Origin of the sequence: Bacteroides clarus (assembly GCF_015555825.1) — a bacterium.
Classification (GTDB): Bacteria; Bacteroidota; Bacteroidia; order Bacteroidales; family Bacteroidaceae; genus Bacteroides; species Bacteroides clarus.
The window spans coordinates 144,036-156,025 of record NZ_JADNLF010000003.1; the positions used below are offsets into that span (position 1 = coordinate 144,036).

General features: G+C 45.6%; 7 protein-coding genes. 3 read left to right on the top strand and 4 right to left on the bottom strand.

Features of this window, described 5'->3' with window-relative positions; translation table 11 throughout:
- Nucleotides 1–19: 19 nt before the first annotated feature.
- The gene (gene hepC / locus I2F54_RS04695) at nucleotides 20–2,197 is read left to right on the top strand and encodes a heparin-sulfate lyase HepC (RefSeq protein WP_338083436.1); all 2,178 of its coding nucleotides are present in this window, start codon (nucleotides 20–22) and stop codon (nucleotides 2,195–2,197) included.
- Nucleotides 2,198–2,278: 81 nt separating this feature from the next.
- Complete coding sequence (rpiA, locus tag I2F54_RS04700) at nucleotides 2,279–2,980, top strand: ribose 5-phosphate isomerase A (RefSeq protein ID WP_195500620.1); 702 nt, start codon at nucleotides 2,279–2,281, stop codon at nucleotides 2,978–2,980.
- Nucleotides 2,981–3,005: 25 nt separating this feature from the next.
- Here rpiA and I2F54_RS04705 read toward each other — a convergent pair whose 3' ends face one another.
- The 3 genes from I2F54_RS04705 to I2F54_RS04715 form a co-directional block, all read right to left on the bottom strand.
- Nucleotides 3,006–4,463 carry an AbgT family transporter gene (locus tag I2F54_RS04705; protein WP_195500621.1) on the bottom strand — a complete coding sequence of 486 codons (1,458 nt, stop codon included), beginning with the start codon at nucleotides 4,461–4,463 and terminating at the stop codon, nucleotides 3,006–3,008.
- A gap of 19 nt (nucleotides 4,464–4,482) precedes the next feature.
- Complete coding sequence (locus I2F54_RS04710; RefSeq protein ID WP_009121003.1) at nucleotides 4,483–5,211, bottom strand: DUF5932 domain-containing protein; 729 nt, start codon at nucleotides 5,209–5,211, stop codon at nucleotides 4,483–4,485.
- Between the two features lie 64 nt (nucleotides 5,212–5,275).
- Nucleotides 5,276–9,598 (bottom strand): DUF5113 domain-containing protein, encoded by a 4,323-nt coding sequence (locus I2F54_RS04715; RefSeq protein ID WP_195500698.1) that lies wholly within the window; start codon nucleotides 9,596–9,598, stop codon nucleotides 5,276–5,278.
- Between the two features lie 159 nt (nucleotides 9,599–9,757).
- On the opposite strand from I2F54_RS04715, the gene I2F54_RS04720 reads away from it, so the two are divergent.
- The gene (locus I2F54_RS04720) at nucleotides 9,758–10,696 is read left to right on the top strand and encodes a ribose-phosphate pyrophosphokinase (protein WP_009121005.1); all 939 of its coding nucleotides are present in this window, start codon (nucleotides 9,758–9,760) and stop codon (nucleotides 10,694–10,696) included.
- A gap of 100 nt (nucleotides 10,697–10,796) precedes the next feature.
- Here I2F54_RS04720 and I2F54_RS04725 read toward each other — a convergent pair whose 3' ends face one another.
- Entirely contained in the window at nucleotides 10,797–11,954 is a 1,158-nt protein-coding gene (locus I2F54_RS04725; protein ID WP_009121006.1) for an MORN repeat-containing protein, read from the bottom strand.
- Nucleotides 11,955–11,990 lie beyond the last annotated feature (36 nt).

The window sequence follows — 11,990 nt, forward strand, 5'->3', positions numbered from 1 at the left end:
AAACTAAATACTTAATACGATGATATTCAAACGCCATTTTTACATTTGTGCATTCCTATCTTCTATCATTATGTTCGGATGTACAGATAACGACATACCCATAAAAGATAAGGAAGAAGAGAAACCGCCCGTAGAGGATGAAGAAAAGCCCGCTCTGCCCCCAGACGAAGATACAGAAGTAACCCTATTCAATATTCTTAATCTGGACTATCCCGGATTGGGTGCTGTCAAATCGCTGCATGAAGCAGGTGATGATAATACCGCCTTAAAAGAACTGTTGGCTTACTACATAAACAGAGAGAATATAAAGAATCCCAATGTCACATCAGCTTCTCCCAGTGAGGTAGAGCGTGGTTATGCGGACTATGCCATAGATGAATACCGTTTTTATGTAAACGATAACTATTTGGAAGATAAGAATCTGAAAAAGCCTTATTCCCTACAAAACAGCGATAAAACAATCAATTGGGAATTTGCGCCTAAAGGTGCGGATAATGAATATCAGAAGCAATTGCATCGCCACAATTGGATGCCGCTTCAAGGAAAAACCTATCAAGATTCTCATGATGAGAAATATATGCTTTCATGGAAAGAAGTATATACCGATTGGATTGCCAAGCATCCTCTGCCCGAAGGCAGTCCTGATAAGTTTAAATGGTATCAGCTTCAAGTGTCCACACGCATTATGGGTCAGACGGAGTCATTTGAATATTTCAAAAGTTCTCCCAACTTTACGCCGGAGTGGCTCTCTTTTTTCCTGGTACACTTTGCGGAGCATGCCGATTATTTATCCAAATACAAATATGCCGGTGAAAATAACATCTTGCTAAGCCAAGCAGTGGCATTAGTGTTTGCAGGAACTTTGTTCCCTGAGTTGAAGAATGCCTCACAATGGCAAAAAACAGGTTGTGATATTATCAATGACCAAACTTCAAAACTGTTTTTGGAGGATGGTATGACAAACGACTTGTCTCTACATTATCATATAGGTATATTAGACGGACTGTATGACCTCAAACGACTGCTTCTTCTGAACAAAGTTCCGGAGAATTTACTTTCACCAAATCTCAATAAGGTACTTTTAAAAGCGGCAAAGGTAGTGATGCACTTCACTTACCCCAGCTATTTCACGAAAAACAGTAAAGATTGCAGCCCTGCTTTCAACGATTCATGGGTGAAAACCCGAAGCGTGCTAAATAAGAATTTCAAGAAATATATGGAAATGTTTCCTGAAGATTCCGAGTTTGAATATATGTACACATATGGTAAAAGCGGCACTTGTCCGAGCACACAAATAAAAACGTTCCAATCTTCAGGCTTTTATGTACTGCGTAGCGGTTGGGACTCACAATCTACCGTATTGATTCACAGTAATAATATTTCTTCAAAATTGGGCGATTCGAGCCATAACCAGCTTGACAACGGTACGTTTGAGCTATATCGTAACGGGCGTAACTTCTTCCCCGACTCCGGTGTTTGTGCATATATGGCAGAGGGTAATGAAGATGTAATGGAGTTACGCAGATGGTTTCGCCAGACCAAAGCGCATAACACGATGGTTTTAGGCAAGACCGCGGAACATGAAGAGACCGGAGCGGAAAACATCAATAAAGCAGCCGGAACCTTATTATTATCCAAAGATGAAAATGAATACCAACTTATTGTGACGGAAAATCAAGGATATGCCAACTTCAAACACCGTCGAGCCATCTTCTACGTCAAACGGCCACAAGAATTCTTTGTATTTGTAGATGAAGGATTCGGGACAGCTACCGGATATGCAAAATTATATTTCCATCTTTGCGATGAAAAGTCTGTTGACAATGTTCTTTTGGATAAGGAAGTATTTGGCGCTCATACCACCTTCAATGGTGACAACAACCTGTTAGTTCGTACATTCGGAGAAACAAATAAGAATCTTATCTTCAAAGAATTTGATGGCCGCATATCCTACCAGACAGACAGAAAATATGAACAAAGAAAGTCCTATGCGGTTGTCATGCGGAAGCCAGATAACAGTCCTGTACGATATATTACAGTACTATACCCCGTACGCTCTGCCACAGATCACACAATCGAGGGTCAGTTTAAAGAAACCGGGAACAAGGACAATGTATCTATCAATATAAAAATAGACGGTCACCCATACGATTTACATTATAACCTTAATGAACAGCCTATTTACAAAGTCCGTTAACCAATGAAACAGAAAACATTCTTGGCAAACTTTTTTCTTTAAAGTTATGTTATAATAACAATATAAAAAACAGTAAAAGGTATGAAGTGGAACAATCAACTCATAGAACAGTTGCAATGGTTAAATACTATTATCAACAGAGCCGGCAAAGAGCGTGTTGCCAAAGAAGTAGCCGATATGGCCAAAAACGGAGATATAATCGGTGCCGGCTCCGGCTCTACTGTCTACCTGACTTTATTCGCATTGGCCGAACGGATACGCAAGGAAGCGCTCCACATAGAGATAATACCTGCTTCCAATGAGATTTCAATGACCTGCATACAACTGAACATACCACAAACCACCCTTTGGAATAAACGCCCCGACTGGACTTTTGACGGAGCCGACGAGGTCGATCCACAACATAACCTGATTAAAGGTCGCGGCGGTGCCATGTTCAAAGAAAAATTGCTGATTAAGAGTAGTGACAAAAGTTACATCATCATCGACCCAAGCAAGAAGGTGGAGCGTTTGGGGAGTAAATTTCCTATTCCGGTGGAAGTCTTTCCCGGTGCGCTCAATCATGCGGAGCAGGAGATTCGTCGGTTGGGAGCTTCTGAAATAACATTGCGGCTTGCTGTTGGGAAAGACGGTCCGATACTGACCGAAAACGGTAACTTTATCTTGGATGTCCGTTTCGACACCATCGGCTCCGGTTTGGAACAACAGCTCAAATCCATTACGGGAGTCATTGAAAGCGGGCTTTTCATTGGTTATGATGTTGATATTATTACCGCAGAATAAAGATACGCGCGAAAACAATCCCGACTTACAATCCCAGCGGCAGTTTACAAAGATACCAAAGCACAAACAAAGCAGTCCAGGCAATAAGAATGGCCAATGAATATCTCCACGTATATTTAAGCAGCGAACCATAAGTAGACTGCTTATCGTACTGCTGCATATACGTCAGAACAAGCGGCATATAAAACATGAAAGGAGTAATCGCATTCGTTGCGCTATCACCGATGCGATACGCGCACTGTGTCATATCCGGAGCAATCCCCATACCGGCCAATACCGGAACGAAAATGAACGACATAAACGCCCACTTCGATGTGGAAGAAACCATAATGAGGTTAATAAGAGCAGTAAACAAAATAAATAATATCAGTATCCACAAACTGTCCGAACGAACGGAAGAAAGCATATTCGCTCCCATTATTGCGATACACTTATCCAGATGTGAATACTCAAAGCAAGCGAACATCTGGGCAGCAAAAAAAGCGATTACGAAATAAACACCCAATAACTTCATCGGTTGGGTCAGCCCCTCTATCACATCACCGTCCGTACGATAACGTCCGGAAGCGAATCCATACACCATTCCCATCAACCCTATTCCCAAAGATAGCAGGAACAGGATACCGACAATAAACGGCGAACGGATCAACCCGCCATTAACGCCTCTCAATATCCCCCACGAAGAGAATGTAGCCCACAGAATAAGCGCCGCATAGAGCAAACCGACAATGACAGCTCCCAACAAAGCTCTCTGCTCCTTTCGGGACAACTGCTTATAACCGCAAAACGCATTACTTCCATTGTATTCCCCTAAGCCCGGCAATAGTCTTCTACGGGTTATATGGTAAATAATGAGTACCAATAGGAAAGTAGATGCGCAAAAGAAATAATAATTGCACAGAGGTCCGACCCGTCCGCCCGACACATCCGTCATATCGGCAGCCTCTTGTGTTGCGGCGGCAAGCATAGGATCGAGCGTACTCAAAAGTATATTGGCACTATAACCGCACGACACCGATACATAAGCAGCTATAATTCCGCCTACGGGATGCAATCCTACCGAATGGAATAACGTTGCGGCGATAGGCAGCAATATGATATATCCGGCATCCCCCACTACATTGGACAGCAACCCCAAAACAATAACACTGAGTACGATATGCCACGGATTACGTCCCCGGCCGCGTATGCCTTTGCGTATACACGCATCTATAAACCCGGAATGTTGCGCAACTCCTATCCCGAACATCGCCACGATAACCAGCCCCAACGGGGCGAAACCCGTAAAATTCGTTACCACATGGCGCAACAGCCATCGAATACCTTCCGGGCTCAACAAACTCTGTACACGTATCTCCTCGCCTGTCTGAGGCAGACGCACACTCAAACCGTAGACATCGAATATCCACGACAGAAAGATAACTCCCAGCGTCAGCAGGAAGAACATCGTTGCGGGATGGGGCATGCGCCATTTATTCCTCATAACTATTCGGTATCCGGGATTATTCCTCGTCCGCTTCCAGATTGTCAATATCAAGAATACGCAGCTCGAGCGCACGCACCACCAGGCGCGTAGCATTTACTCCCACTCGTTCATAATCTCCAAAAAGGCGTCCTATCAAATCATTCTGCCGTTTCTCCAAAGACTTCACGCCAAACGGCATTCCTTTCAGATTGGCAATCATCTCCTTGGTGTACCCCAAAGCAAGATGACGGAGAAAGCGTTCGTCGTATTCGTCTATATCATAACTGATAACGGCTTCCTGCCGTTTCGCATCATTCCGGACGGAAGTTTTAAAGCGTTCTACAATCTTTTCCAATATGGGATAATTGAAAACGAGTTTCTTCCCGTCCATAACGGCCTGTACATCCGTCTTGGTCAGCAGTTCTCCGGTCTTCAGAATGATACCGTCGGCTCCCGCATCAAGAACATCCACCCATAGTTTCTCATTCAAAATCTCTCCGGTGAATATCAACACATGCACACCCGGATAGCGCTTAAAGATATTGCGGCAAATCTCCACGCCGATAGTGGTGGAACCACCCAAGCCCAAATCCAGTAAAACAAGGTCCGGTACACCGGTTTCCATCAAACCCCAGAACTCCTGTTCCGTCATGGCGGTACCGATAACTTCCGCATCCGGTATTTCGTGACGGAATATCTCTTCCGTCCCCTTTAACTCCAGCTTTACGTCCTCTACAATAATGACTTTAAATTTCTTTGCTTCCATATTTCATATCCTTTCATCCTTACTTATTCCGATTTGCTCCGGGGAAAAACAATTATCTTCCCGGCTAAATTCTTTTTAGATAACGGGGCAGCGTAAAGTATACGGCAAATCCCCCTTTCTCCGCAGGTTCCGCGTTAATGCGGCATCCTCTTCTTCCGGCGAATTCGTCATGGTCGCGAATAATCTGTTTGCATAGCAGATACTCCGTACCGTGCAACTCTCCCCTTTCACCGGCCGTCATACGCGCCAGATTCGGATAAAACAGTTGGTTCAGCTCTTCCCTTGTCTTCTCCCGCCGCGTGTCTGTAAAAAGAAAACGCACAAAATCATCTTCTACTGCACAAGTCAGGCTGATTTTTCCCGAAACAGGTACAGACAAAGCTTCATCAATCAAGTTCTCCAACAGAAAACGCAATTGGTTTACATCGCCGACAACCGATTCGTCTACCGTTTCCGTACTGAAAACAACAGAAGCCGCAACTCCCCTGCCCGCCTTGCGGAAATACTTCTCCGCAGCTTCCGATAACTCTGAAACAGGAATCACCGTACGCCTGAAAGTAACCTCTTCCAATTGGCGGGATGCGCATTGGCTCAAAATGGAGAATACCCCCTTATAATACTCTATCAGTTCGCTGATAGCCGTTACCGTTTCCCGCTCTTCCGTTTCCGACAACTCACCGGAACGGAGCTTGCCTATCAGTTGCTTTATTCTGTTCGGATAATAAATCGTTTCATGCTTGATGGTAGACAAACAGTTGTCGAGTACCATATTTTGCACATGCAGCACACTGTCTTCCCACGATGCACGGCGCGCTTCATCCTGAGCCGTCTCGATATCCCGGTATTTCGTTGCCAGCTTCACTACCGCATTGAATATCACGATCGCAACGTAACGGGCTATCAGCTCCAGCAACAAGTGGTCGGACTCCTGCTGCGCCTCGCTTCTTACCAGGCACAACACCCCTATGCACTGACTGGAGTTTCCGGTTTTCACAATGAGAGGTAATACCTGCATTCCACTTTCCGACAGATACCTCTGTTCTTCAAAACAGCGTTGCATCAAGTCTTTCCACACGGATTTATTCTCCGCCGCTCCTTCCAAAGGATTGGATGCGTACTCCAACCTATGGGCAGCCTCGTTATACACCGCAATACTCAACCGCTCTATACCCAACAACTCGTTAACCGCGTCGAATGCATTATCCACTATGTGTTGCGGAATACCTTTCAGCGTATCTTCTTCCCGTTGCAGCATCTCTTCGTTTTCGGATGCAGGCATTACAGAGGCGGAAAACACCTGCTTGTTGATTTCCAAGACCTGTTCCAGGTTCCAACGGTTTACCAATCTCCTGCGGAAATACAGAACATAATACCCCAGACATAGCGTAACCAGCAAAATAATCACCAGCAGGATGCTCACCATCTTATTATTCGTAGAGCGTTCCAGCTCACGGCAGAAATCTTCCAAAGACTGGTCTTCGCCCAGCAACTTGTACAAAGTAGTATAAGCGGCATTATTGTAACTGTACTCATCCCACTGCTTCAAAGCGAGAAAAGCAACCGCCGCCTCGTTCCGGATATCCAGTATCACATGAAAGTCCGAATTAAACATCCTATTCCACCAATCCAGCTCGGCAGGCGTGTCATCCCCGGCCAAAGCCATATAGCGACGCGGTTCTTCGGCGTACTTTCCGTAATGCTCATTCAAGCAAATCATCGCGGAGTCTATATATTGTAAAGCCATCGCATATTCACCGTCCACATTACAGTAATAGGCTTCATTGGCATAGTCGGAAGCCCGATTCAGTAAAAGTTCATATTCTGCCTGCAAGGCCGATGTCAGAGAATCGGTAAGCGTTTCCTTCAGCATATCGTTATCTGCCGCTTTACCGCAAGAAACCATACCCAAAGAGAATGCAAGCAGCATTACCGTCAAAACCTTGCGTACTCCTGCCGGCAGCCTGAAATAGAAGCGGCTGCCCTGCCCCAACGTACTCTCTACATCGAACAGGCACACATTAAAAATAGGATTCGTTTTCTTATATTTCTCAATGATACCCTTACAATTCATTAAACCGAACCCGCTGCCCTTATTCTTTCGCAATTCTTCCCGGTCGGGCGCGTCGTTCACTCCGATGGCTTTGGAATCATATACTTTCTCGCCTATGATATGGGCGACATCTTCCGGAGACAGGCCGCAGCCGTTGTCCTCAACGGATATTTCCACATAATCACTCTCCCGACGGGCGTAGATTTTCACCTTACCCCCCTTAGGAGTATATTTGCGCGCATTCTCGGCCAATGTATTTATCATAAAGAGAGTCAAGGCCTTGTCCGCTTTCACGCAGGCATCGGTCGGCTCCACTTCCAAATCCAGCCGCTTCATCTCGAAAGCCCGGTTCCCTTTCCTCAACAATTCAAAAAGTTCATTCAGCTCAAAAGCCTCGATGTTCAGGCTCAGCGTACCTTGCTTCATCTTAATCCACAAAGCCAGAATATCATTATATTCGTTAATGGTGGTGACAAGTTCATCAATATACTGATACTTCTCTTTTTTGATAGTTTCATCATGGATATATCCCATGCGTATCAGCTTATGCACCTCGTTCAGAATACGGTCGATGTAAGGATGAATGCCATTGACAATGGAAAGACAAGCCTTTTTAATCAGATTCTGCCGTTTGTTTCCGGCGATATGCTGTTCATGGATATAGCGTTGCTTTTCCAGCCTGCGCTGTTCCTCGCCGAGAGAGATGGACGTCATTCCGTTATCCAGCGCCCATTGGATATAGGGGTTGATTACCTGCACCATAGCCTGCTCGTCTTTCCCCATACGCCGTGCGAATACCAATTCTCTGTTTTTGATACATACCTCTTCTGTACCGAACAAACATTTCAGCCCGGGACGTACAGCCGTCAGAATCGCATCCGTGATGTCTTCCTCAGTCTGCGCATCGGCGGGAATGGATGCGGTTATTCCCTGACAAATATCCAGCATGGACTGCAAGCGGTGCAGGTGTAATCTGTTGCGCAGTTTGGAGCGTTTATTAAAGAACCAGAAGAACACCAGCACCAAAATAAGTCCCGTAATCACACAGAAAAGCAGCAGGTTCAGTTGTCCCGCCTCTTTCTCCAACGCCTGATAACGGCTTTCCAGCTCCTTATCCTGACGGGTATCTTCCAGAATATCCAGATATATATTCCTATTATAATCCGAATACTCTTTCATTTCCAGCCCGGCGTAAGTCACACTCAACTGCTCGCGTATCCTTGAAATCCATTCGGGAACGGTTTTCAGTTTCTGCTGAATCCACGACTTCTCCGCGCATATCGTATCACGGCGGTCGTAAGCCTTCAACCAGTCTAAGCTATCGTGGCAATCGTAAAAGCGGCGATGATGGTCGTTTACACATTCCAGAGCATGTTTCAGCGTATCGAGAGCCTGCTCGTATTCCCCGTGCGCATTCAGATACTTCCCGATGGAAACGTACGCGCCCGCAATTTGGTAAATGTCATTATATTGCCGGAATTTCTCCAAAGCCAATTGCCCCAACCGCATGGGCAATAAAGAATCCACCGGCTCGCCGAACTGCTTCAGCGCATGCGCCCGCCGTCCTTGAAAGAATTCATAATTATCCGGCGAAGCCATCAGATTGGCCAACCCCTGTACGCCGTTTCCCTCAAAATACAGATACCCTTTTCTGGAAGCCAGTCTCCAGGTCGTGTACAGTTCGTCAAACTCCCTTAAACGACGCTCGTCGGGCGTTTCTCCGTCACACAAAGAAGCCGAACCCTTTATATAGTGATAATACAATAACTGGTTGGTGTCCGCCGCCAGCTCCTCGTTCTCCGGCACCTCATCGATGGACGCCAGAGCTTCCGACCGCTGCTGCAGATAATAGTAATATATGGCAGATACGATATAGAACTCCGACCGGGCGTAGGCCAGCCGCATCCGTTCATGCCTGTCCGCAAACAGATTATTATCCTCGGCGATACGTTTCATGCGGCGCACGGCGCTGTTGCGGTAATCATAAAACTCCTTGTTCAGCGCCGTCCGCTGATAAATCTTCATCAAGCCTATATCGGCGATAAGAAGCTCCAACTCATTCTTTGTCAGGCCGTACACTTCCTGATGGTATTTCTCCGCCTGCTCGAAATCCATGCGCATAAAAGCGCAGAATCCCAGATTGTTACAGGCTTCCGCCTTTCCTTGTCTGTAAAGCCCCACTTCCCGGTAAGCCCTCGACGCCGCATGACACGACGAGTCCAGATTTTTATAACGATAAGTATATGCCGCCTGATTCAAGGAATCAATCAGATGCACCTCTTTTGTAGGAGCCGTACCCACACACGAGACAAACGCCGTACCTGCCAGGCATAGCATTCCTACCGACAATAATATAGATGAAAGGCATTTCACAAAGCAAAGCTACAAATAAATCCGGTAAAGAAAAATATTTTTTCTACAATAAGTCTTGTATTATGTAGCGGGAAATTCATACCTTTGCATGCAAATTAATAAATAGGTAACATCTATTACAAAATGAGCGAAAAAGCACCCTTTATGGTATTCTCCGGAACAAACTCGAGATACCTTGCAGAAAAAATCTGCGCCAGCCTTGATTGCCCTCTAGGAAAGATGAATATCACCCACTTTGCTGATGGTGAATTCGCCGTTTCTTACGAAGAGTCCATCCGTGGCGCAAACGTATTCCTGGTTCAATCCACTTTCCCTAATTCCGACAATCTGATGGAACTTCTGCTGATGGTTGATGCGGCCAAAAGAGCATCCGCCAAAAGTGTAATTGCAGTTATTCCTTATTTTGGTTGGGCACGTCAAGACAGAAAAGACAAACCTCGTGTTTCCATCGGCGCCAAGCTGGTAGCCGACCTGCTTTCAGTTGCAGGCATCGACCGTTTGATTACTATGGATCTCCATGCTGACCAAATTCAAGGTTTCTTCAACATTCCCGTTGATCATTTGTATGCATCGGCAGTATTCCTTCCTTATATCGAATCATTAAAGCTGGATGATCTTGTTATCGCAACTCCCGACGTGGGCGGTTCAAAACGTGCCAGCACATTCTCCAAATACCTCGGCGTACCTTTGGTATTGTGCAACAAGACGCGTGAAAAAGCAAACGTAGTTGCCACCATGCAGATTATCGGTGACGTAAAAGACAAGAATGTCGTATTGGTGGATGACATTGTAGATACGGCCGGCACCATTACCAAAGCTGCCAACATTATGATGGAAGCAGGCGCCAAATCCGTACGTGCCATTGCCAGCCACTGCGTGATGTCCGATCCGGCATCATTCCGCGTACAAGAGTCCGGTCTGACCGAAATGGTATTTACAGACAGTATTCCTTACTCCAAGAAATGCGATAAGGTTAAGCAATTGAGCATCGCCGATATGTTTGCCGAAACCATCAGACGAGTGATGAGCAATGAATCCATCAGTTCTCAATACATTATTTGAAAATTGAGAATTAAGAATTGAGAATTAAAAAATAAGGGCTGCGCAATATTCATCCGAATCGCGCAGCCCTCTCTATTTTTTAATTTTTAATTCTCAATTTTCAATTACTCAACCGTCCCATTTTGTAGGTTCCTTTCCGTATCAGCTTTCCGTTCTTGTCCGTTTCCACAAACGGGCCGTCTTTCTTGCCTTGTTTGAAGAAGCCTTCGTAGCGGTTTCCGTTCTTATCTTCCTGCACGCCGCTTCCCTCTTCCAGTCCGTTCACAAAACCGCCTTTGTATTTTGTGCCGTCGGTAAGAATCAGAGTACCCTGGCCGTTGAATTTATTATCTTTCCATTCACCTTCGTAGGAATCGCCGACGTTCCATTTGTAAACGCCATAGCCATTACGCTGGTTATCTTTCCATTGTCCGTCGTATACGGCACCGCTGGCCCATGTAAACGTACCCTGTCCGTCCTGCATGCCGTTCTTGAAGTTTCCTACATATTTATTGCCGCTGGCATGATAATAAATGCCTTCGCCGGTACGCTCGCCCTGCACGTAAGAACCCTCGTAGCGGTCGCCCGTATGGAAAAAGTAAATACCCTTGCCATGCTGCATATCCTCTTTCCAGTCGCCTACATACTTATCGCCATTGGCATATTCAAACGTACCTTTGCCGTCGCGTACATCATTCTTCCAATGACCGTCGTATTTGCAGCCGTCATTCCAGATTAACGTACCCTCACCGTTCTTTTTGTCGTCTTTCCACGAGCCGATGTATTTGGAACCGTTCTTCCAGGTATAAGTACCCTGGCCTTCACGTTTGTCGTTTATCCAGTCGCCCTCGTAAAGGTCACCGTTATAGTAGTACATGGTGCCTTTGCCGTGTTGGTAGTCCTGGTACCACATACCGTCGTAACGGTTATTGTTCATAAAATAATAGATACCTCTGCCATGCTGCTGGTCTTGAAACCACTGGCCGTCGTACTTCTCGCCGTCGGGAAAAGTATAGACGCCGTACCCCTCGCGTTTTCCTTTGACGTATTCGCCTTCATAGACATCGCCGTTCTTAAAAACCGTCTTTCCTTTACCGTTGGGTTTGCGTCCTTTCATCTCGCCGGTATATACGGAACCGTCTTTAAACGTATGCGTCCCTATTTTTATTTCCGATGAGAAAGTACCCTTTATTTTATCGAAGAAACCGCTCTTTTCTTGGGCTGCGGCACTGCCCTGTGATAAGTATAACAGAATGATTGCGGTATATAGATATTTCATCTTTGGTTACAGATTACTTAATTAGTATTTTGACAA

Bases quoted from the DNA above. Each gene is read 5' to 3' on its own strand.
- I2F54_RS04715 (WP_195500698.1), bottom strand. From the start codon at position 9,598: ATGCTATGCCTGGCAGGTACGGCGTTTGTCTCGTGTGTGGGTACGGCT.
- I2F54_RS04705 (WP_195500621.1), bottom strand. From the start codon at position 4,463: ATGAGGAATAAATGGCGCATGCCCCATCCCGCAACGATGTTCTTCCTG.
- I2F54_RS04725 (WP_009121006.1), bottom strand. From the start codon at position 11,954: ATGAAATATCTATATACCGCAATCATTCTGTTATACTTATCACAGGGC.
- hepC (WP_338083436.1), top strand. From the start codon at position 20: ATGATATTCAAACGCCATTTTTACATTTGTGCATTCCTATCTTCTATC.
- I2F54_RS04710 (WP_009121003.1), bottom strand. From the start codon at position 5,211: ATGGAAGCAAAGAAATTTAAAGTCATTATTGTAGAGGACGTAAAGCTG.
- I2F54_RS04720 (WP_009121005.1), top strand. From the start codon at position 9,758: ATGAGCGAAAAAGCACCCTTTATGGTATTCTCCGGAACAAACTCGAGA.
- rpiA (WP_195500620.1), top strand. From the start codon at position 2,279: ATGAAGTGGAACAATCAACTCATAGAACAGTTGCAATGGTTAAATACT.